The sequence below is a fragment of the Streptococcus sp. 5004 genome (genome assembly GCF_013276755.1).
GTDB lineage: Bacteria > Bacillota > Bacilli > Lactobacillales > Streptococcaceae > Streptococcus.
Window position 1 is genome coordinate 58,702 of record NZ_VMLP01000011.1, and the last position, 22,196, is coordinate 80,897.

Below are 22,196 nucleotides of genomic sequence, written 5' to 3' on the forward strand. Positions count from 1 at the left end.
GTAAAAACAAGAAGCAGGCATGAGCCCACCTCTACTTAATATTCTTTTTCATTATAGCCAAAGTCAGCCAAATCTAGTTTTTTATCGCGCCAGTTTTTCTTGACCTTGACCCATGTTTCTAGGAAGACCTTGTCTCCTAGCATGAGTTCGATATCACGACGGGCCATACTACCGATTTTCTTAAGCATAGCGCCACCTTTACCGATGATAATGCCTTTTTGACTATCGCGCTCAACCATGATAGTTGCACGGATATGCACCTTGTCTGTCTCTTCGTCTCGTTTCATAGAATCCACAACTACTGCTACCGAATGCGGAATCTCTTCACGAGTTAGGTGCAAGACTTTCTCACGGACCATCTCTGAAACCAAGAAACGTTCTGGATGGTCTGTGATTTGATCAGACGGGAAATACTGGAATCCTTCATCCAAATTTTCACTCAAAATATCCACTAGACGAGACACATTATTCCCCTGAAGAGCTGAGATTGGAACAATTTCCTTGAAGTCCATTTGGTTACGGAAATCATCGATCTGAGATAAAAGCTGGTCTGGGTGAACCTTATCGATTTTATTCACCACCAAAATCACAGGAACCTTAGCAACCTTGAGACGCTCGATAATCATGTCGTCTCCCTTACCACGCGCTTCATCAGCAGGCACCATGAAAAGAACGGTGTCCACTTCGCGAAGGGTACTGTAGGCAGACTCAACCATGAAATCTCCGAGAGCTGTTTTAGGTTTGTGAATCCCTGGTGTGTCGATAAAAACGATTTGTTCCTTATCAGTCGTGTAAATTCCCATGATTTTATTGCGCGTTGTCTGCGCCTTATCACTCATGATGGCAATCTTTTGCCCCATGACATGATTTAAAAAAGTTGACTTCCCAACATTGGGACGTCCTAAAATGGCTACAAAGCCTGATTTAAAAGTCATAATTTCCTCTTACTGTTTAAAATAATAAATCCCAGATTCGTGGGAGAAAAATCAATGCGCCTGTTAAGGCTGCGAAAAGAGAGACCACTAATACCGCGCCAGCCGCCATATCCTTGGCATTTTTAGCCAGCATGGAAAAGTGATAATGACTGGCCAAATCCACCACATTTTCAATAGCAGAATTGATAATTTCAAAGGCTACTACCAAGAAAATGCTCAATAGGAGAAAGAGCCATTCGATTCGTGACACCTGAAAAACAAAACCTGCAAGAATGACTACAAGAGCCGTTACTGCATGTTTTCGCATATTGCGTTCTTCCTTGATAGCAGTAAAAATTCCTGTGAGAGCAAATTCTAAACTGGATATCAGGTCACGATTTTTCCATTTTCGTTTATTGTCTTGTGAGTCCATAGGCTGTCAAAATTTCTTCTTGTAAACCGAACATCTCTGCTTCTTCTTCCGGAGTGTAGTGATCATAGCCGTTGATATGTAAAAAGCCGTGTACTGCCAAGAAGCCCATCTCACGCTCAAAGCTATGGCCATATTCCTCGGCCTGCTCATGAGCCTTATCAATAGAGATGAACAGTTCCCCAATATAGGCATCAAACTCAGACATCATCTCTGCCAATTCCGGATTTTCAAGCAAATCTTCCTCGTCAAAGGCAATTTCCAATTCTGGTTTATACTCAAGGCTGATGACATCTGTCGGACGGTCTGTGTCACGGTACTCAAGATTGAGTTCATGACTACGCTCGTTAGTCACAAAGGTAACTGCCATCTCCTTGTCTTCTTTGCCTAATTTTTGGGCTGCAAATTCCAAAATTTCTTGGGTTTGTTGCAACATTTCTTTTGAAACTTGACCAGTTTCATCTACCATTTCAATATACATGTGCTTCTCGTTTCTCTTTACTTGGCTTTATTATACCACATTTCCATGATTTTATTCTACCTTTTTGATATAATACTATGGAATACAATCACAAGGAGAGAACGATGTCATTTGACGGATTTTTTTTACACCACATGGTTGAGGAATTACGAAGAGAGTTAGTGAACGGTCGCATCCAGAAAATCAATCAGCCTTTTGAACAAGAGTTGGTCTTGCAAATCCGCAGCAATCGCCAAAGTCATCGCCTGCTCCTCTCTGCCCATCCAGTTTTTGGACGCATTCAGCTGACCCAAACGACTTTTGAAAATCCAGCCCAACCTTCCACCTTTATCATGGTTTTGAGAAAATATTTGCAGGGTGCCCTGATTGAGTCGATTGAGCAAGTGGAAAATGACCGTATTGTGGAAATTACAGTTTCCAATAAAAACGAGATTGGAGACCATATCCAGGCTACCTTGATTATCGAGATTATGGGTAAACACAGTAATATTCTACTGGTTGATAAAAGTAGCCACAAAATCCTCGAAGTCATTAAACACGTCGGCTTTTCACAAAATAGCTACCGTACCTTGCTTCCTGGGTCGACCTACATTGCTCCGCCAAGTACGGAATCTCTCAATCCTTTTACGATCAAGGACGAGAAACTCTTTGAAATCCTGCAAACACAGGAAACGACAGCTAAAAATCTTCAAAGCCTCTTTCAAGGTCTGGGACGCGATACAGCAAATGAATTGGAAAGGATACTGGTTAGTGATAAACTATCTACTTTCCGTAACTTTTTCAATCAAGAAACCAAACCCTGCTTGACTGAGACTTCCTTCAGTCCAGTTCCTTTTGCAAATCAGGTGGGAGAGCCTTTTGCCAGTCTTTCTGATTTGCTGGACACCTACTATAAGGATAAGGCTGAGCGAGACCGCGTCAAACAACAAGCCAGTGAACTCATTCGCCGTGTTGAAAATGAACTTCAAAAAAATCGCCATAAGCTGAAAAAACAAGAAAAAGAGTTACTGGCGACAGACAATGCGGAGGAATTTCGTCAAAAAGGGGAATTGCTAACAACCTTCCTCCACCAAGTGCCTAACGACCAAGACCAGGTTATCCTAGACAACTACTACACCAACCAACCGATCACCATTGCGCTTGATAAGGCCTTGACTCCCAACCAGAATGCCCAACGCTATTTTAAACGGTATCAGAAACTCAAAGAAGCTGTCAAATACTTGACTGATCTGATTGAGGAAACCAAGGCAACCATTCTCTATCTGGAAAGTGTGGAGACTGTGCTCAACCAAGCTGGACTAGAAGAAATTGCCGAAATCCGTGAAGAATTGATCCAAACCGGATTTATCCGAAGAAGACAGCGAGAAAAAATCCAGAAACGCAAAAAGCCAGAACAGTATCTGGCCAGTGATGGCAAAACCATCATCTATGTCGGTCGCAACAACCTACAAAATGAGGAGCTAACCTTTAAAATGGCCCGCAAGGAAGAACTTTGGTTCCATGCCAAGGACATTCCTGGAAGTCATGTTGTCATCTCAGGAAATCTAGACCCATCTGATGAAGTCAAAACAGACGCAGCAGAGCTGGCCGCCTACTTCTCTCAAGGTCGCCTGTCAAATCTGGTTCAGGTAGATATGATTGAAGTCAAGAAACTCAACAAACCAACTGGCGGAAAACCCGGCTTTGTCACTTACACAGGACAAAAGACCCTCCGTGTCACACCAGACCCCGAAAAAATCTCATCCATGAAAAAATCCTGATTTAACTTAAAATCAGGATTTTTAGCTTAGACTCAAATCATATCCAATTATAGGACTAATCTTTGCCACCTAGTTTTTCATTGATTTTCATCATCACACTAGCAATTTTTTCGCCCCAATATGGGTCTGAGGCATATTCCATATTCATACCAGACGCCTTATTTCCAAGGAAAGTTCTGCCCCTATCGATATAATTTTCCTTAATCCACTTGGTTGCACCTAAAATTCCCTTATCCACATCATCAAATGTCTTGGCAGAAAGGTAAGGGGTCGTGTCATAGGCTGTAATTCCAAAGAAATTATTCTTATCTTTGGCAATCTTACTTCGTCCCCAATCACTTTCTAAAGCACTATGGGCAAGGAGGTAAAGGGCATTGATATGGTAATGTTCTTCAGCTTCCTTAAAGGTAGCTCCCTTATTTTCCAAGAGACTATTGTCAATATTTAACAAACTAAATACCTTATCCAAATCTTCAGCACTGTAGTTTGTAGCCTCTGTCAAATCTTTGAAAAGGAAGGGATTCTCAAGGTTAAAACCATCAAAATGCAGCCCATCTGCCGAATAATATTTCTTGCCTACTTCCATATCAGAAAGATGAGAAGCTACTGGGATACTAGCATTCTGAGCCACATAGTGATAAAAACGGTGTCCATCACTCTCATAATAAGGGATAAAGTCCTTACTAGCATCCAGCGCTTGTAAATCTTCTGTTTTCATATAGCCTGACAAACCAGAAATAGTAATAGCCAGGCGCTTGTCATCACTTTTTCTATCCTTATCTAGCCAGACGACACTACCTTGCGATATATAGGAGAGCTTTTCACCATCTGCATTATAAACATTTGCTGTGACAGGCACTACTTGATAATAAGCAGCATTTTCATTTGTAGCTTTTTCTCCAAGCCATTTACCGTCGCTTCCAAGCTGATAACCTTCTACTGTCTCATTTTTCGCCATGTAGCCACCGGATTTGAAGTAGTACCAGGCTTGACCTTTAGAATCGTATAACCATTCTTTCTCAGCCATTTTACCATCAGATTTGATGTAAAACCATGACTCCTTATCCCAAATCCATTCATTGGCTGCCATATAGCCTCCCGATTTTAGATAATAATAGTGACCATTTTCGAAAATCCATTCTTTGTCAGCATGATTTCCAGTTTCTTTGATGTAAAACCAAGATTGGTATTGTTTGTCAAAAAGCCAACCTTGCTGTACTTTGGCGCCACTGGCATTCACATAAGCCTGGTCAATCCACTGACTTGTCAGTAGATAACCACCGGATTTGAAATAATAGTCCTTCCCTTTAATTTTGAGCCATTCTTTCTCTGCGTGCTCTCCATCTGCTTTGATATAAAACCAAGCGTCGTATTGAGAATCATAGACCCAGTCTTCGATTACTTTGGCACCTGTTGCACCAACATAGGAAGTTCCTACCCAAGCATTTCTTTTCATCTTTCCATTTTGGTCAAGATAATAGAAGGCTCCCTTGTCTTCTATCCATTCTGACTTGGCCATATAGCCACCAGATTTGAGATAAAAATAGTCGTCACCTTGTTTCAGCCATTCATTTTCAGCATAGTTGGCATCTGCTTTTATATAAAACCAAGATTGATAATGAGCATCAAAAACCCACTCATTGGCTGCTTGACTGCCATCTGCTTTCAGGTATTGTTTTCCTTGCCAAGTACCATCACTGGCCATTACACTGTCTGGTCTAGCTAAGAAAAATAGCAGGGCTAAAAAAATAAATCTTACTTTCTTCATTAACCTTCTTCCTCTGTTCTTATTTATTTTATTGTACCAAAATTCTCTGAAATTCATATTACAAACTAATAAAAAATCAAGAACAGATTGATTGCAGTTTACCTCAGAGACTCTTTTACTTCCTTGCGGAGATTTTCCAGACTGCTAATGCCGTATTTATCCATGACTTTTGGTAGCTTTTCGATGATATCAGGACAGGCATATGGATTGGTAAAGTTGGCTGTTCCAACTCCGATTGCAGATGCTCCAGCCAGATACATTTCTAGGGCAGATTCAGCCGAATCCACTCCCCCCATTCCAATGATAGGCAGGTCTGTTGTTTGGGCGACTTGGCGGATGAGTTTGAGGGCTACTGGAAAGACTGCTGGACCAGACATTCCACCTGTTCCATTGGCCAAGATTGGTTTTCTGGTTTTGAGGTCAAAGCGCATTCCAACTAGAGTATTGATCATGGTTAAGCCGCTTGCTCCCGCATCTTCTGCAGCTTTTGCGACAGTAACGATATCGGTCACACTAGGGGTTAATTTGACATAAACTGGCACATCAGAGGCTTCCACAGCTGCTTTCACCACATCATAAGCCAAATCTGGGTCTTGACCAATCAAAAGTCCATGATTACAGTGGTCAACATTGGGGCAAGAAATATTGAGCTCAATAGCCTTTACATTAGCTGCCTTGGAAATCCCATGAGAAACAGCTGCATACTCTTGTTTTGAAAAACCAGCCACATTAGCAATAATAGGAAGATTTGGATATTCTCTTTCCAGCCAAGGTAACTTTTCAGCCAAAACAACTTCCAAACCAGGATTTTGTAAGCCAATTGCATTGAGCATACCAGCGGGTGTTTCTGCCACCCTTGGAGTTGGATTGCCAAAACGGGCTTCAAGGGTTGTCGCCTTGATCATAATAGAACCTAAAAGGTCTAAATCATAGTACTTGGCATACTCTTGTCCAAAACCAAAACAGCCTGATGCTGGAATGATCGGATTTTTCAAATCCAAGCCTGGTAGAGAAACTTGTAAACGATTTGTAGTCATAATTTTCTCCTTATAATACAACTGTTCCTGTGCGGAAAACAGGGCCATCTTCACAGACGCGTTGGCTGACCGTCTCGCTTTCTGGCACTTTTAGGACACAGGCATAGCAGGCACCCATCCCACAAGCCATACGAGATTCCAGAGATAGATAGGCTCTTGGGTGGTCATAAAAGATTTGATTGATATACTTCATCATTCCAGGTGCCCCACATGAGTAAACAGCATCAAACTGATTATCTAAATCCTTGATAACAACGGAAACATTTCCCTTGATACCATAAGAACCATCATCTGTCGTTACAAAGACTTGACCATATTGAGCTAATTCCGTCTCTAAAATAACAGCATCCTTATTAGCAAAACCGAGGACTGTCACTACTTTCACTCCACGTCCATGCAATTCCTTGGCCACCTCAAGCAGAGGAGGTACACCAATCCCCCCTCCAACTAAGAGAACCTGACTCTGCTCATCAAGGTCAGACAAGTCAAAACCATTTCCCTGAGGACCCATCACATCAAGAGTATCTCCCTGACTTAAGGTTGAGAAAATAGCGGTTCCAGCCCCCTCAATCCGATAAATAAGATGACACTGCTTATTAGCCTTATCAATAGACGAAATTGAAATAGGGCGACGCAAGAGATGAGCATCATCAGGCACACGCAGATGAAGAAATTGACCTGCTCGCATAGCTTCAACCATTTCCCCTTCTAGGACTAATTTAAAGATTGCTGGCGCAATTTCCTCCTGTGCAACCACCTTCATGGTTTCCAAACGAATGGCACCCAAACGTTTCTTACATGTGGGATTCATGACTTTTCCTCCTTAAATTTTAAGGGGACCAGACAAAGAAAAGACCTTGCTAGTGCAAGGCCTCAGTTAAAATCGTACAACACAAGAGAGCACACTCAAAAAGTCTCCTCTAGAAAATTGCACTATTCTTTTATCTGACACCTTGTGAGTCTCTCTGGACTCCCCTTAAAGGTTAAATTTTTATTAGTATACTCTTTCAGCTAAAAAAAGTCAAGTAGAAAACGAACATTCTACTTGACCTCACGAGATTATTTTTCACGAATGACTTCGACCTTGTAGCCATCAGGGTCTTTGACAAAGTAATAATTAGGTGCAGTTCCTGGTAGACCATTTGGCTCAGTCACTTCATATCCTTTGGCACTGTGCTCTTGATGAAGTGCCTCAAGATCAGGTGTACTGAGGGCGATGTGGGCAAATCCATCTCCAACCACATAAGGACCGTGATCGTAGTTATAAGTCAACTCCAACTCATAGTCGTCACCCTCAAGTCCTAGATAGACAATCGTGAAGGCATGGTCTGGAAAATCTCTGCGACGCAATTCTTTAAAACCAAAAGCATCTTGATAAAATGCGATTGATTTTTCAAGATTTTCTACTCGCAAGCAAGTGTGTAGCATTTTTGAAGCCATATTCTTCTCCTTTATTTTTAAAAAGACTGGGACAATCCTGTTCCAGTCTTATCAGTTATTATTTACCAAGTTTTGCTTTAGCTGCATCTGCAAGAGCTGTGAAAGCTGCTGCATCGTTAACAGCCAAGTCAGCAAGCATTTTACGGTTAACTTCGATCTCAGCCAATTTCAAACCATGCATCAATTGTGAGTATGAAAGTCCGTTCATACGAGCTGCCGCGTTGATACGAGTGATCCACAATTTGCGGAAGTCACGTTTTTTCTGACGACGGTCACGGTATGCATAGTAGTAAGAGTTCATTACTTGTTCTTTTGCAGTACGGAACAAGATGTGTTTAGCTCCATAGTAACCTTTTGCTAATTTAAGAATACGTTTACGACGTTTGCGTGATACAACGCCACCTTTAACACGTGCCATGTTTTATTTCCTCCAAATATTTCCTAGAATTGTTTACTTACAGTCAAACTATTATTTCAAGCGAGTAAGCATTGCTTTGATACGTTTGTAATCTCCTGAATGCACCATAGATGCTTTACGAAGATGACGACGTTGTTTCTTAGTTTTTCCGTGGAAACGGTGAGAAGTGTAAGCACGGAAACGTTTAAGTCCACCAGAACCTGTACGTTTGAAACGTTTAGCTGATGCGCGGTGTGTTTTTTGTTTTGGCATGATTTTTTCTCCTTTATTTAACTTTCTGACAATTATTTTTTGTCAGTCGCTGGCGCCAATTGCATGAACATTTGACGTCCATCCATTTTAGCACGTTGTTCGATGATGGCAATATCTTGAGTTGCTTCAGCAAACTCGGCTAAAACTTTTGCACCAATCTCTTTATGGGTAATCATACGACCCTTAAAGCGAATAGATACCTTAACTTTATTTCCTTTTTCAAGGAATTTGCGTGCATTGCGAAGTTTTGTATCAAAGTCACCCTTGTCAATCGTTGGACTTAGACGAACTTCTTTCACAGTAACAACACTTTGTTTTTTACGTTGTTCTTTTTGCTTCTTCTGGTACTCAAATTTGAACTTACCGTAGTCCATAATTTTTGCAACAGGCGGTTTGGCTTGGGGTTGAATCAATACTAGGTCAACATTAGCGTTATCAGCCAAAGCTTGCGCTTCACTGAGTGGCTTGATGCCTAGCTGTTCTCCTTCAAGACCAATCAAGCGAACTTCACGTACACGAATCTCATCATTGATGAATAAGTCTTGCTTTGCTATGGTTTTCACCTCTTTTGTTTTATTAGAGAAAAACAATAGCGGACTCGTAATTATACAAGCCCGCACGTTATGATAGCGTTTCTTAGAAACTTTTCATCCGTAGGGCCAGGCAACTTAATGTCACAAGGCGAGAAGCTCTCACTTCTGCTTTTCTCAACTTTTATATGATACCAAGTTTTCTAGCCCTTGTCAAGATAAAAAGTTATTTTTTTGAAAAGTTTCTGCTCATTAACCAACCGTTTCGATTTTCCAACTTTTCCAACCTTTAAATCGTATAGCTCCTTGCTGGTCAGTTCGATAAACTTTGCTATTGATACCTTCCAGTCGTGTCAAAGTTTCCTGATGGGGTAGTTTCGTTCGATTGCTCTTTCCAACTGAGATAAGAGTAAGCTCTGGTTTGAGCTGTTCTAGAAAGGCTGAACTTGGTGATTTTTTAGAGCCATGTTGGCTAGCTTTCAAAACATCCACTTTCAAGTCTGGATAGTGCTTCAGCAAGTCCCTCTCTCCTTTCTCCTCCAAATTTCCCGTGAAGAGAAAGTGCTTATCCAAGAGTTTTCCATACAAAACCAGGGAATCTTCATGATCGCCATCTCCCATTTTCCTTGGAGATAGAACTTCTAACTGACTTCCAAAAATGGATAAGTTCTCCCCTACTGTCACACTACGCACGTTAGTTTGAGTCGCCTGTAGTTCTGCCACAAATTCCTTCTGTTTTAGACTGCCTTTTGACACTAAAATTTCGCCTACATGGAATTCCTTGCTCACCTCCAACAAATCTCCAACATGTTCCTTGTCCGTGTTGGTCAAAATTAGCTGGTCAATCTTGGCTACTCCTCGACTTTTAAGATAGGGAATCAAGGTTCGCTGAGCATTGCTGGTCGTCGTCTTTTCTTGCCATTTTTCGATTTTCTTATCAGATTCTGCCTTGCCACCTACATCTATGAGAATAGTTTTACCAGCTACATCCCGTAGGAAAATACTTTCGCCTTGCCCCACATCCAGCATGGTGATTTCATTTTCTAGTGGATACTTGGTCAAGAAAAAGAGACCTGTAATCAATAAGCTCAACACCATTAGCCTTTTAATGTTTTTCCTCAAATCATAAACTAATGCCAAGGAAATTAACAATAAAATTAAAAGCCATGCATTGGGTTGTCCAAAGACAAGCGGTCTACTTGCCACCTGTGATACAAAGCGAATCATTCCCTCCAACCATTCAAAAATAAAATTCAGCTGAATGACTGGATAGAGAAAGGAAAGGGCAAATAAGATAGACAGGAGCGGTAAGAAGATTAAGTCAAATAGAAAGGAAAAGACAAAGGTCAAAAGGATAGACCAAGGCTGAAATTCTGCAAAATAGAAGGATAAAATGGGCAATATTCCCAAGGAAATGACTAGACTTTCTCTGGCAACAGCCTTAAGCCCCTCCCCTTCTTTGCTTGTCATAGTCAAGATAAAAGCATAAGCACATGACAAAACTCCTCCTGCAGTCAAGAAAAAGTTTGGCATGACAATAAAGAGGACAAGCACCGTCAAGGCAAAATTATCCAAGCCCTTAACACCATGTTGAGCCAGTAGCTTCTGCAAGAGACTGCGAATGACCGATACCGAAAATCCTGTCAGACCAGCATAGATAAGGGAAAAGGGATAAGTCAGCCACCTCAACTTTTCTTGGATCAAGCCTAATCGCAAGAGTAGTTTCTTAAAGCCATCCATGAAAAATCCTACCTGCATGCCCGACAAGGCAAAAAGATGAATAATTCCTAGACTGGAATAAAGCTCATTCATCTCTTCAAAGTCGGTGTCCAGATGTCCTAATAGAAGCCCTGTCATGTAATTGCGCATAGGGTCTGGAAAGTGCGTCTTAATCCAAACCACAGCCTTACGGCGTAAACTGGACAGGTTTTCACCTATATCCCAACTGCCGACTTTTTGAAGCGACTGGATTCTTTTTATATTGAGAGTCTGGTAAATTCCCTGAGTCTTCAGATAGGCTCGGTAGTCAAAGCCACCAAAATTTCTCTTCCCTTCTGGCTCCGAAAGTTTTCCTTCTAGTTCTATATCATAAAGGTCTGTCAAGGTTTGAAAGGCTTCTTTCTCCTCCTCGGACTGGAGTTTATAATAAACTTGAAAAATGAGTCCATCAGACTTGCCACGAAAGGATAGACTGTCACCATTGACCTTAATAGTGTCAGTCAAAATCCGTACCCTTTCAACAGAATACGCCAAATTTTGACCCGCTTGACTCTGTTGCCAATTTTGAAACAGAAACCAAAAGCCAAAGACTCCGCAAATCATTAGAACTTTGCCCGCAGATTTCCAAGGAAATTGGATAAAGAGGCAGACTAGCAGAAAAACGAAGCCCAACAAAGCAAGATAGGATGCTGAAAAAATGGCGTAGTAAAGCCAAAGCAACAGAAAACTCAGGTAAATTAGAGGAATTGAGAAATTCTTAATCCACTGTAACATAATCTTTTAGCTTTTCTATGGTCTTGGCACCAATGCCAGAGACTTTCTTGAGCTCGTCTACTGACTTGAATTTCCCATTTGCCTCACGATGGTCGATAATGTCCTGAGCTCGTTTTCCTCCCAGTCCCTTGACCTGCTTGAGTTCTTCCAGACTGGCCTTGTTGAGATTGACCTTCTTTTCCTTGCTTGTTGAAGAAGCCACTCCAGAACCAGTCTGTTGACTAGCTGTCTCTTCTCCCTTAGTAGGAACGTAAACCAGAGCCTCATCACTAACTTTCTGAGCTAGATTGAGTGCCTTACTGTCTGCTTGCTCTGTCAAGCCACCAGCCTTCTGAACAGCATCATTGACCCGACTACCTACCGGCAAATCATAAATTCCAGGTGCTTTAACAGCACCTTTGACATCTACTGTAATTAAATCTTGTTCAAGGGGTTCATCCTTTTCTTCCTTTTTCACTTCCTTTTCGGTCGATGAATCCTTGGAAACAGCTGCAACTTCAGCCTGTAAATTCGTTTCTTTTACAGATGTTTGTGGAGCTGGTTTTAGCAGGAAAAATCCGCCAACAAGCAAGCCTAGACCTGTACAGATAACAATGATTTTATACTCTTTGATTTTCTCGATAATTGCTTCCATATATTCTCCTCTCTTAGATTATTCGTAAGAGAAAGAAAAAACAGTTGAAAATTTCTTTTCAACTGCTTATTTATTTGCAAAATAGTCTTCCTTGGTCAAGACATAATGAACTCTTGTCACGATTCGGCCTTCTTCATGCTGGTCCATACAAGCATAAGCTTCTTCGTGAGAAAAACGCATTCCTGATTTCTCCATGACCTTTCCTGACGCGGGATTAGCCTTATCGTAAAGGGCGGTCAACTTGTTCATTCCAATCTTCTCAAAAGCCAGCTCAATTACGGCACGATTGGATTCTGTCGTCAATCCTTGATTCCAATACTTTTTATTGATAATGTAGCCAATAGCTGCCTTCTTAAGAACAGAATCAATCTTGTGCAAGTCAATGGTTCCGATAAACTGACCATTGCTTTTTAGTTCTATTCCCCAACGTCCCAAGGGATTAGCCAAGTAGAACTGAGCAATATTATTTTTGGTTTCTTCTAAATTTTGATTGGTTAGAAAAGTGTAACGTGTATTATCCTTGTCCGAGGCATAGTCAAACATTGCTTCCGCATCGTCCAAGGTTACAGGTCTAAGCAATAAACGCTCCGTTTCTATAGACGGATACTGGGCAAGTTTTACAAAAATTGATTCCATACGTTTCTACCATTCAAAAGTATTTTCTATCAGTATAGCATAAAAAAGAAGTGATAACAAATTTTTCTTGCTTTTTAAAGCGGTTTCATATAGAATAAAATCATCACCTTATTTTATAGATAATTGTGATAAATCATTTACAACCCGTCAATAGAAAGTGAGTTTTTCTCTATGTTAATCGGAATTCCAAAAGAGATTAAGAATAATGAAAACCGTGTTGCCCTCACACCTGCTGGTGTCCACAGCTTAGTCGGTCGTGGTCATCGTGTCCTTATCGAAACAAATGCTGGTCTCGGTTCTGGCTTTACTGATGCTGACTATCAAAAGCAAGGAGCTGAAATTGTCGCTACTGCTGGTGAGGCCTGGTCTGCAGAGTTAGTCGTGAAAGTAAAAGAACCATTAGCTTCTGAATATGATTACTTACGTGACGACCTGCTTCTCTTCACCTACTTGCACATGGCCGCTGCTCCAGAATTAGCAGATGCTATGTTGGAAGCAAAAACAACTGGGATTGCCTATGAAACTGTCCGTGATTCCCAAGGTCAATTACCACTCCTCGTACCTATGAGTGAGGTTGCAGGCCGTATGGCAGTCCAAATCGGTGCTCATTTCCTAACTAAGCAAGCAGGAGGTTCTGGTGTCTTACTGGGTGGTGTGCCAGGTGTACCTAAAGGGAAAGTAACCATCATCGGTGGCGGTGTCGTAGGTACCCATGCTGCTCGAATTGCTCTTGGTCTTGGTGCACAAGTAACCATCCTTGATAACAGTGCTAAACGTCTCTCCATTTTAGAGGAGGTCTTTGGCCATCAAATCCAAACACTTATGTCAAATTCATTTAACATCGAAGCAAGTGTGAGAGATGCGGATGTGGTGATCGGAGCGGTTCTTATCCCTGGTTCCAAAGCACCAAAATTGGTGACTGATGAGATGGTCAAGCAAATGCGCCCAGGTTCAGTCATTGTGGATGTTGCCGTTGACCAAGGTGGCGTTATCGAAACAGCTGACCGTGTGTCAACGCATGATGAACCTGTCTATGAAAAACACGGTGTTCTCCACTATGCCGTTGCCAATATACCTGGTGCGGTTGCTCGTACTTCAACCATTGCCCTAACCAATGTCACTCTTCCTTATATCGAAGCTTTGGCTGGTAAAGGTTTTGTACAAGCAATCTCTGAAGATGAGGGCTTGCGCCAAGGTGTTACCACTTATCAAGGTTACTTAACCAGTCTTCCAGTAGCCCAAGGCCTCAATAAAAAACATACTCCAATTGATGAACTAGTATAAAAAATCTAATTATCAGATAAAAGAAAGAGCAAGTCCACCTGAACTGCTCTTTTTTGCTATTCTGTTTCTTCTTGGACTTCTTCACTCTCTTCTTTTTTAACTGGAGCTGGTTCATAAGCTCGAATAATCTGAGCAACAACTGGATGGCGAACCACATCCTTAGCTGAAAAATGAACAAAGTCAATCTGGTGAATGTTCTTGAGCTTTTCTTGGGCATCAATCAAACCGGACTTGACATTACGTGGTAAGTCAATCTGACTGATATCTCCATTGACAATCATCTTAGAATTAAAACCTAAACGAGTCAAAAACATCTTCATCTGCATGATAGTCGTATTTTGCGCCTCATCGAGAATGACAAAGGCATCATCCAAGGTTCGTCCACGCATATAGGCAAGGGGGGCGATTTCGATAATTTCACGCTCCATGAGACGAGTCGTTTGGTCTTTCCCCAGAATCTGATACAAGGCATCATAAACAGGTCGAAGGTAAGGATCTACCTTCTCTTTAAGATCTCCCGGAAGAAAACCTAGACTCTCGCCAGCTTCCACTGCCGGGCGTGTTAGGATAATCCGCTTAACCTGACCACGTTTAAGGGCAGTCACTGCCAAGGTCACTGCAAGAAAGGTCTTCCCTGTTCCTGCAGGTCCGATTCCAAAGGTCACATCATGCTGTTTAACACTGTCCACATAAAGTTTTTGACCTAGTGTTTTGACACGGATAGGCTTCCCTGTATTATCCTTGATAATTTCTTCTTCATAAAGGGCGACAAATTTGTCGATTTCATCGTTTTTGACCATGCTAATCGCAGTCACCACATCTGGCGTCCCAACCGTCATCCCACGATTCACCAAGACCATGAGAGCTTGAATAACCTGACGAGCTTCCTCACAGGCAGTCTCTTCTCCCAAAACCTGGACAATCTCCGTACGGGCATGAATCACCACATCAAGCTCTTCTTCCATCAAACGAAGATGGCGTTCATTGGAACCAAAAAGATGAAACAGGTCATCTGGATGACTCAGTTGAATGTCAATTGAATGTTCCTTCAAATAAAGAACCTCTCTAATCCTTTTATTTCTTTTTATTATAGCAAAGGGATGGATAAATTACTAGCCCAAACCTAATGAATAAAGTCTAGTGTTCTAAGTATTCTTGCCAGATAGCGTCAAAATCTCCTAGGTTAAAAGAGAAACTGGCATGCTCCTCCAAAAAGCGACTCACCTCATCAAAATCATCTGTGTGTTTTGGGAAGGCTGACTCCTCAAAAGCTAGGTCTGCCAATATAGCCTTGGGACTGTTGCTTTTAGGATTGCGCTCGGTCATGAGCCAAGTGTAAAATGATTTTCTCATAAGTCTCCCTAGATCAACTCTGTCCCAAACTGGTCTTGCTTGATTTTACCAGCCTTCATCAAACCACCGAGTGCTTTCTTGAACTGACCTTTAGAAATGCCAAAGGTTGCCTTGATATCGTCTGGAGATGACTTATCATTTAAGGTCATGAAACCGCCATTTCTTTCTAAATAAGTCAAAATCATCTGGGCATCATTTTCCAACATCTCAAAAGAACGTGGTTTGAGGGAGAGGTTCAAGGTACGGTCCACTTCACGGAAACCAATAACGCGCGCTTCTAATACTTGCCCCAAACGTGGCTCTGTGTAACGCTCGCTAGGATGGATAAAGCCAAGCATGTTATTTTCTGGCAGGTAAACAAAAGTTCCTGACAGCTTGAGGCGGTAAACAATGGCTGGCCAGTTTTGGTTCTGCATGTTGTTGTAGGCAGGACGAGCTAGACGTTGGAAGTCTTCTTGATAAGCCAAGAGGCCCCAGATACGGTCTTTCTTGTCCACTTCAAGACGGATGTAGAGTTGGTCGCCCTTCTTAGGCCAGAGTTCCTTGAACTCAGGGAGAATATCGAGTGACACAACGATTTCCTTGTCAGGAAGGCCTGTATCCACAAAGACACCCAAGTCCTTACGAACCTCTGTGACACGTCCCCAACCAAATTGGTCCTGAGTGGCAGTCACTTCTAGAGTTGTCAATCGGAGTTTTTGCTTCATATCCGTGTATGCAAAACCTTTGACCGTATCCCCTACTGTATGTTGGCCCTCTTCCTTAGCAAGAGCATAGGTTTGACCATCCTTTTGCACAAAGTAAAAACGGTCGTTTTCATCGATGATCAGTCCAACGATAAAACTTGCAAGATTTGTATTCATATTTCCTTCTTTCGAATAAAACTCAGCCAGCAATGCCAACTGAGTTTTTCTGTTTATTTTTAGACTTCCAAAAGTTCTTTTTCTTTATTAGCAGTCATGTCATCGATGTGTTTGACAGCATCGTCTGTTACTTTTTGAATGTCTTTTTCAAGAGTCTTCAATTCGTCTTCAGTGATTTCTTTTGCTTTTTCTTGTTTCTTAGCTTCGTCCATAGCATCGCGACGGATATTGCGGACAGCCACTTTAGCATTCTCACCGACCTTCTTCACTTCTTTAGCAAGGTCACGACGAGTTTCTTCTGTAAGAGCTGGGATAACCAAGCGAATCACAGAACCGTCATTAGCTGGTGTGATACCAAGATCAGAAGCGTTCAAGGCACGTTCGATGTCTTTCAATGAAGATTTGTCAAATGGTGTCACCAACAAAACACGCGCTTCTGGAATCGTAATTGAAGCGATTTGGTTAAGAGGAGTTTCTACTCCGTAGTATTCTACATGTACACGGTCAAGCAAGCTTGCATTGGCACGGCCAGCACGAATACCACCAAATTCACGAGCAAGTGATTGGTGAGACTGGGTCATTCTCTCTTTAGCTTTTTCAATAATTGCGTTAGCCATAATCTTTCTTATTCCTTTTCTTAGATATTATTTGAAACTGTTGTTCCGATATTTTCACCAAATACGACACGTTTGATGTTGCCTGGTTGGTTCATGTTGAAGACAACCAAGTCAATGTCGTTGTCCATTGAGAGGGTTGAAGCTGTTGAGTCCATGATACGAAGACCTTTATTGATAACGTCACGGTGAGTCAATTCTTCAAACTTAACGGCTGTCTTGTCTTTCTTAGGATCGGCATTGTAAACACCGTCGACGCCATTTTTAGCCATAAGGATGGCATCTGCTTCGATTTCAGCTGCACGAAGAGCCGCTGTTGTATCTGTTGAGAAGTATGGTGAACCAATTCCGGCACCAAAGATAACGATACGGCCTTTTTCAAGGTGACGAAGGGCACGTCCACGTACATAGGGCTCTGCCACTTGTTGCATGGCAATCGCTGTTTGTACACGCGTATCGACACCAACTTGTTGCAATGAATCTGCCATCACAAGAGCATTCATAACAGTCCCAAGCATTCCTGTGTAATCTGCCTGAACGCGGTCCATTCCTGCTTCTGCAGCAGGTTCACCACGCCAGAGATTTCCTCCACCGATAACAAGGGCAATTTCGATACCTAAGCTATGAACTTCTTGAATCTCTTTTGCGATTGTTTGAACTGTTTGGATATCAATCCCTACGCCACGTTCTCCGGCAAGGGCTTCACCTGATAACTTGATTAAAATACGTTTATACTTGGGATTCGCCATTTTCACTCTCCTTCTTTTATCCTACCTATTTTATCACAATTTCTAAGATTTTTATAGTATCATGAGCAATTCTTTGAAAAAAATTAGACAGTTAAAAATTCCTCTAAGTCGCTAAGAGCACGCTCTGCAATTTTTTCATAACGAGCCTTCTTATCACGGATACGCTCGCCTTCCAACTCCTTGATGATCCCAAAATTGACATTCATTGGTTGGAAATGTTTGCTGTCGGCATGGGTGATGTAATGAGCTAAGCTTCCGATAGCCGTCGTCTCTGGGAAAATAGCCTCGCTTTCTCCCTTGAAAAGACGAGCCGCGTTAATTCCCGCAACTAAGCCTGACGCCGCTGATTCAACATAACCCTCTACACCCGTCATCTGACCAGCAAAGAAGAGATTTGGTTGTTTCTTAGAACGGTAAGTCTGTTCAAGAAGATTTGGTGAATCCATGTAAGAATTGCGGTGCATAACACCATAACGAACAAACTCAGCATTTTCAAGACCTGGAATCATTTGGAAGACACGCTTTTGTTCTCCCCATTTGAGGTGGGTCTGGAAACCAACAATATTGTAGAGGCTACCAGCTGCATTGTCCTGACGAAGCTGAACCACCGCGTACGGTGTTTTAAATTCTCCATCACGAGGTCCTGTGTAGTCATCTGGATACTCCAAACCGACTGGTTTCATAGGACCATAAAGCATGGTTTTAATACCTCGTTTGGCCATGACTTCGATAGGCATACAGCCTTCAAAGTACTTTTCTTTTTCAAAAGAATTGAGCGGTGCTTCTTCCGCATTGACCAAGGCTTCATGGAAATCCATAAACTCTTGCTTGGTCATAGGGGCATTGAGGTAGGCCGCTTCCCCCTTATCATAACGAGACTTAAGATAAACCTTGCTCATATCGATAGTGTTGACGTCGATAATAGGCGCTGCCGCATCGTAGAAATAGAAGCCATCGCCGTCATTAAGGGCATGAATCTTCTCAGCTAGGGCATTGCTGGTCAAAGGACCAGTAGCGACAACCGTAATAACATCCGTCGGCAATTCTGTAATCTCATCACGCACTACTTCGATTAAGGGATGATTGGCTACTTTTTCGGTCACCATTTGGGAGAAACCATCGCGATCCACCGCAAGGGCACCGCCTGCAGGAACACGTGTAGCTTCTGCTGATTCCAAAATGACAGAACCCAAGCGGCGCATTTCTTCCTTGAGTAGCCCGACAGCATTGGTCAAAGCATCCCCACGTAGGGAATTGGAACAAACCAACTCAGCAAAATTGTCTGTTTTGTGTTGAGGTGTTGACTTGACACCACGCATTTCATAAAGTTTAACTGGAATACCACGTTCTGCAATTTGGTAGGCTGCTTCAGAACCTGCCAAACCAGCACCGATAACATTGATATAAGATTGAGACACGACACTAATACCTCTTTGGGAGTGTGAAGACAAGGTTCACATTGAAAAAGCCAATCGGACTTAAGAGTTTTCGAATTTCTTGGCTCAGGGTGAAAAAGTCCCCCAGACTTTTTCACTCCCACAAATCTTTCTAATTTTTTCTTCTACTAGTATAACAAAAAAAGGGAAGAAGGCAAACTTCCCTGTTTAGTCATTTTATTGATTTTCTTCCCAATCGTGGTAGGCAGCGTAGAGTTGACTCTTATTCCACTGGTAAATCTTAGCTACTTCCTTAATAGCTTGATTTTTCTTCATGCCTTGCTGGATACGGGCTTGGATTTCTACGAACAAGTCTTCCTCGTCTTTTTCCTCCACATCCTGACTGGCACCTTCAACAATCAGAAGACATTCACCCTTGAGAGACGTTTCAGAGATGCTTTCCAGTAATTCAGAAATTGTACCTCGTTGGTATTCTTCGTAAATCTTTGTCAATTCTCTAACCAAGACCACCGAGCGGTCACCGTAGACTTCTAACATATTTTCCAACGTGTCTGCTACACGATGAGGTGATTCATAGAAAATTTGTGTTTCAGGATAGTCTTTTTTCGAGTCGAAAAATTGCTTTTGTTGGCCTGATTTTCTCGGTAAAAAACCATAAAAGATATGTGGCTGTGGCGCCAAACCACTGGCAATCAAGGCAGAAATTCCTGCAGAGGCACCTGGAACAGTCACAACCGCAATATCTTCCTCAATAGCTGCCTTGACTAAATCATGACCAGGGTCTGAGATACTAGGCAAACCTGCATCCGATACCTGAGCAATACTTTGTCCTGCTTTCAGGAAACCAATCAAATCAGGAATCTTTTCCTTGGCATTGTGCTCATGAAAACTGATCTGCTTGGTGGAAATATCAAAATGTTTGAGCAAAAGCCCTGTATTGCGCGTGTCCTCAGCTGCAATCCAATCCACTTCTTTCAAGGTTTGGATGGCTCGAAAGGTCATATCATCTAGATTGCCAATCGGCGTTGCCACTAGGTACAGCTTGCCGTAGGGAGACTGCCCCTTAAAACTTTTTTGAATCTGCATGCTTACTCCCTATATAACAACTCGTCACAGAACATACATTCCTCGTCCTGCTCTCGACGTTGTCCATAAAAATCATTACAAACGTGAAATCCATCACGGTATATGCGACGGACACTTTCGCGAACATGTTTGGCCTTGACAGGAGCATCTGCTTCCACCTCACCCAAGCGTTCTCGCAACTTACTATTTTCCAAGCGAAGAGCTGTATTTTCTTCTACTAGGCTCTTGAGATTTTTCTTGATGGCTTCCACATCGGCCAAGGTCACCAATAACTGTTGGGAAAAATCGTCCAGCGCGTCAAATAATTCTTTTTTGTCCATAAACCAGCCCTTTCCTTTCTTTATCATTCATTTTTGAGTTTACATTTCTTTCAAGACCAGATATTCCATGGCATTTTGAAAGCTGACATTGGCTTGCCACATTTTTCTGGCTTCTAGCAAATCTTGTAGAATCACTCTTACTCTTGCTTGCAGGAGGTCCTGCCCACAGAGGACTTCAAGAATCCGTAAAACCTGATCTTGTTTTTCCTTGTCATCTGCCAAGCTAGCTAGTTTAGCAACCTGCAGATAACTTTCTTTTTTCTTAGCTACTAACCAAGTCAGCAGGCGTTCACTTTCATCGACCAAGGTCCAAAAGCCTGCCTGATTAGCCAACTTTTCTGCTTCAGCTCGCGATTGACTAAACTGGGCTAAAAGAGTCGCTTTTTTCTTAACCAGTCCCATTTGTTCTAAGAGCAAGATGAGCTTCTCTTCCTGCTTTTTAAAGTGGAAAATCTGGGTCCGACTTCGAATTGTCGGTAAAATCTTTTCTTCATCGCTGGTCAAGAAGAAAATGTAAACCTCACTCTGGGGTTCTTCGATGACCTTGAGCAGAGAATTAGCTGCGTTAGGATGCATTTTATCAGCTTGCTCGATAATAAAGACCTGTTGCTGGCTTTCAATCCCTGCTTGAGAAAACTGGCCCACCAATTCTCGAATGCGTTCTGTCTTGATGACCTGATTGACTGGCTTAATCAAGGTGACATCGGGAAATTCTCCCTGTTCAATCAGATTACAATTTCGGCATTTCTCACATGGTAAAACACCTACTTTATCTGTACAAAAAAGGCTCTTAGCCAAAAACTGCGCCATTTCCAAACTTCCAAAGAAACCTGAAAAGAGATAGGCGTGATTGAGCTGATTTTGCTCCAAGATATGGACAAAGCTGTCAAACTGATCTGGCTGCCAAGCCTTTAGTTGATCTTGTTTCATTTGGCCAAGCCCATTCTGTCAAACAAGACAGCCTTGGTAGTTTCCACAACTTGCTCCAAAGGGAGACTAGCATCAATCTTGACAATGCGATTTCCTTCTTTGTACAGAAGAGAAAGGTAGCCTTGACGAACTTTTTTATGCAAGTCCAACCCTTCCAAATCCAAACGATTGATCTCACGATTGCTATTAGCAGCAATGCGAGCCAGTCCTTCTTCCACCTCGATGTCAAAATAGAGTGTCAAATCAGGTTTAAGGCCATCTGTCGCAAACTGATTGAGCCAGTCAATGGCGTCAATATCCAAGCCACGACCAAATCCCTGATATGCAAGAGAACTATCGATGAAGCGGTCCATAATGACCAACTTGCCATCTTCAAGTGCTGGAAGAACTTTTTCCACCAAGTGCTGTCTGCGACTAGCGATATAGAGCAATAGCTCTGTTTTAGCATCCATCTGAGTATGACTTGGATCCAGAATCACTTCCCGAATCTTCTCTCCTATCAAGACTCCGCCAGGTTCACGGGTCGTCAGCACCTCTATCCCTTTTTCCTCTAAAATTGGGAGCAGAGCCTCTAAAACACTGGTCTTTCCTGCTCCCTCTGGTCCCTCAAGAGAGACTAAAAATCCTTTTGACATGTCTAACTCATTTCTTTTTTACTACTTCTATTCTATCAAAAAAATAGGGGTTTGTGACAATCTTTTTGTCTTCTCATTTCATACTCAATGAAAATCAAAGAGCAAACTAGGAAGCTAACCGCAGGTTGCTAAAAACACTGTTTTGAGGTTGCAGATGGAAGCTGACGCAGTT

The 22,196-nt window shown here is 42.1% G+C and carries 25 protein-coding genes and 1 other annotated feature; of the genes, 2 read left to right on the top strand and 23 right to left on the bottom strand.

All coding sequences use genetic code 11. The features are described 5' to 3' along the window. Positions 1-35: 35 nt before the first annotated feature. From era to ybeY, 3 genes are read right to left on the bottom strand one after another with little or no spacing between them, the layout of a single operon-like run. The gene (gene era, locus HT685_RS04465) at positions 36-935 is read right to left on the bottom strand and encodes a GTPase Era (RefSeq protein ID WP_173226420.1); all 900 of its coding nucleotides are present in this window, start codon (positions 933-935) and stop codon (positions 36-38) included. A gap of 16 nt (positions 936-951) precedes the next feature. Next, a complete protein-coding gene (locus tag HT685_RS04470; protein WP_000378166.1) occupies positions 952-1,347 on the bottom strand; it encodes a diacylglycerol kinase in 396 nt (131 codons plus the stop codon). Further along, a complete protein-coding gene (gene ybeY, locus HT685_RS04475; protein WP_000275156.1) occupies positions 1,328-1,825 on the bottom strand; it encodes an rRNA maturation RNase YbeY in 498 nt (165 codons plus the stop codon). Before ybeY ends, HT685_RS04470 begins: the two co-directional genes overlap by 20 nt. 104 nt (positions 1,826-1,929) lie before the next feature. Here ybeY and pavA point away from each other — a divergent pair, with 104 nt between their 5' ends. Next, on the top strand, positions 1,930-3,585 hold the full coding sequence (gene pavA / locus HT685_RS04480) for an Rqc2 family fibronectin-binding protein PavA (protein ID WP_173226418.1): 1,656 nt from the start codon (positions 1,930-1,932) through the stop codon (positions 3,583-3,585). 55 nt (positions 3,586-3,640) lie between these two features. Here pavA and HT685_RS04485 read toward each other — a convergent pair whose 3' ends face one another. From HT685_RS04485 to HT685_RS04530, 10 genes are all read right to left on the bottom strand, one after another. After that, positions 3,641-5,410: a glucosaminidase domain-containing protein gene (locus HT685_RS04485; protein ID WP_173226416.1), complete on the bottom strand. Its 1,770-nt coding sequence runs from the start codon at positions 5,408-5,410 to the stop codon at positions 3,641-3,643. Positions 5,411-5,451: 41 nt separating this feature from the next. Beyond that, positions 5,452-6,438: a dihydroorotate dehydrogenase gene (locus HT685_RS04490; protein WP_173226414.1), complete on the bottom strand. Its 987-nt coding sequence runs from the start codon at positions 6,436-6,438 to the stop codon at positions 5,452-5,454. After that, a complete protein-coding gene (locus tag HT685_RS04495; RefSeq protein ID WP_173226413.1) occupies positions 6,401-7,201 on the bottom strand; it encodes a dihydroorotate dehydrogenase electron transfer subunit in 801 nt (266 codons plus the stop codon). The genes HT685_RS04490 and HT685_RS04495 overlap by 38 nt, the downstream gene beginning before the upstream one ends. A 248-nt stretch (positions 7,202-7,449) precedes the next feature. Next, complete coding sequence (locus HT685_RS04500) at positions 7,450-7,830, bottom strand: VOC family protein (RefSeq protein WP_000157153.1); 381 nt, start codon at positions 7,828-7,830, stop codon at positions 7,450-7,452. A 58-nt stretch (positions 7,831-7,888) separates the two neighbouring features. Then, the gene (gene rplT / locus HT685_RS04505) at positions 7,889-8,248 is read right to left on the bottom strand and encodes a 50S ribosomal protein L20 (protein ID WP_000124834.1); all 360 of its coding nucleotides are present in this window, start codon (positions 8,246-8,248) and stop codon (positions 7,889-7,891) included. A 51-nt stretch (positions 8,249-8,299) separates the two neighbouring features. After that, positions 8,300-8,500 carry a 50S ribosomal protein L35 gene (rpmI, locus tag HT685_RS04510; protein WP_001125943.1) on the bottom strand — a complete coding sequence of 67 codons (201 nt, stop codon included), beginning with the start codon at positions 8,498-8,500 and terminating at the stop codon, positions 8,300-8,302. Between the two features lie 32 nt (positions 8,501-8,532). Beyond that, complete coding sequence (infC, locus tag HT685_RS04515) at positions 8,533-9,063, bottom strand: translation initiation factor IF-3 (protein WP_000848180.1); 531 nt, start codon at positions 9,061-9,063, stop codon at positions 8,533-8,535. Between the two features lie 15 nt (positions 9,064-9,078). Continuing rightward, positions 9,079-9,210 (bottom strand) — a sequence feature (ribosomal protein L20 leader region). Positions 9,211-9,282: 72 nt separating this feature from the next. Continuing rightward, complete coding sequence (locus tag HT685_RS04520) at positions 9,283-11,523, bottom strand: DNA internalization-related competence protein ComEC/Rec2 (protein WP_173226411.1); 2,241 nt, start codon at positions 11,521-11,523, stop codon at positions 9,283-9,285. Next, positions 11,507-12,157, bottom strand: a complete 651-nt coding sequence (locus HT685_RS04525) for a helix-hairpin-helix domain-containing protein (protein ID WP_173226409.1) — start codon at positions 12,155-12,157, stop codon at positions 11,507-11,509. Before HT685_RS04525 ends, HT685_RS04520 begins: the two co-directional genes overlap by 17 nt. A gap of 66 nt (positions 12,158-12,223) precedes the next feature. Then, the gene (locus tag HT685_RS04530) at positions 12,224-12,793 is read right to left on the bottom strand and encodes a GNAT family N-acetyltransferase (protein ID WP_173226408.1); all 570 of its coding nucleotides are present in this window, start codon (positions 12,791-12,793) and stop codon (positions 12,224-12,226) included. A 171-nt stretch (positions 12,794-12,964) separates the two neighbouring features. On the opposite strand from HT685_RS04530, the gene ald reads away from it, so the two are divergent. Continuing rightward, positions 12,965-14,077 (top strand): alanine dehydrogenase, encoded by a 1,113-nt coding sequence (ald, locus tag HT685_RS04535; RefSeq protein ID WP_173226406.1) that lies wholly within the window; start codon positions 12,965-12,967, stop codon positions 14,075-14,077. A 56-nt stretch (positions 14,078-14,133) separates the two neighbouring features. On the opposite strand, the gene HT685_RS04540 is transcribed toward ald, so the two are convergent. From HT685_RS04540 to tmk, 10 genes are all read right to left on the bottom strand, one after another. Then, the gene (locus HT685_RS04540) at positions 14,134-15,129 is read right to left on the bottom strand and encodes a PhoH family protein (protein WP_050242508.1); all 996 of its coding nucleotides are present in this window, start codon (positions 15,127-15,129) and stop codon (positions 14,134-14,136) included. A gap of 85 nt (positions 15,130-15,214) precedes the next feature. After that, positions 15,215-15,430 (bottom strand): YozE family protein, encoded by a 216-nt coding sequence (locus tag HT685_RS04545; protein WP_001232084.1) that lies wholly within the window; start codon positions 15,428-15,430, stop codon positions 15,215-15,217. Positions 15,431-15,438: 8 nt separating this feature from the next. After that, positions 15,439-16,293 carry an RNA-binding virulence regulatory protein CvfB gene (gene cvfB / locus HT685_RS04550; protein ID WP_173226404.1) on the bottom strand — a complete coding sequence of 285 codons (855 nt, stop codon included), beginning with the start codon at positions 16,291-16,293 and terminating at the stop codon, positions 15,439-15,441. A 59-nt stretch (positions 16,294-16,352) separates the two neighbouring features. Next, positions 16,353-16,910, bottom strand: a complete 558-nt coding sequence (gene frr / locus HT685_RS04555; protein WP_001262225.1) for a ribosome recycling factor — start codon at positions 16,908-16,910, stop codon at positions 16,353-16,355. 20 nt (positions 16,911-16,930) lie between these two features. Further along, positions 16,931-17,656, bottom strand: coding sequence for a UMP kinase (gene pyrH / locus HT685_RS04560; RefSeq protein ID WP_000002995.1), 726 nt, complete (start codon positions 17,654-17,656; stop codon positions 16,931-16,933). Positions 17,657-17,739: 83 nt separating this feature from the next. Then, positions 17,740-19,074: a methylenetetrahydrofolate--tRNA-(uracil(54)-C(5))-methyltransferase (FADH(2)-oxidizing) TrmFO gene (gene trmFO, locus HT685_RS04565; protein WP_173226402.1), complete on the bottom strand. Its 1,335-nt coding sequence runs from the start codon at positions 19,072-19,074 to the stop codon at positions 17,740-17,742. A gap of 195 nt (positions 19,075-19,269) precedes the next feature. Continuing rightward, positions 19,270-20,139 carry a 16S rRNA (cytidine(1402)-2'-O)-methyltransferase gene (gene rsmI, locus HT685_RS04570; RefSeq protein WP_173226400.1) on the bottom strand — a complete coding sequence of 290 codons (870 nt, stop codon included), beginning with the start codon at positions 20,137-20,139 and terminating at the stop codon, positions 19,270-19,272. A gap of 2 nt (positions 20,140-20,141) precedes the next feature. Then, a complete protein-coding gene (gene yabA / locus HT685_RS04575) occupies positions 20,142-20,459 on the bottom strand; it encodes a DNA replication initiation control protein YabA (RefSeq protein WP_000358228.1) in 318 nt (105 codons plus the stop codon). Positions 20,460-20,498: 39 nt separating this feature from the next. Then, on the bottom strand, positions 20,499-21,389 hold the full coding sequence (locus HT685_RS04580; protein ID WP_173226397.1) for a DNA polymerase III subunit delta': 891 nt from the start codon (positions 21,387-21,389) through the stop codon (positions 20,499-20,501). Continuing rightward, positions 21,386-22,024, bottom strand: coding sequence for a dTMP kinase (gene tmk, locus HT685_RS04585; RefSeq protein WP_173226395.1), 639 nt, complete (start codon positions 22,022-22,024; stop codon positions 21,386-21,388). The genes HT685_RS04580 and tmk overlap by 4 nt, the downstream gene beginning before the upstream one ends. Positions 22,025-22,196: the final 172 nt, after the last annotated feature.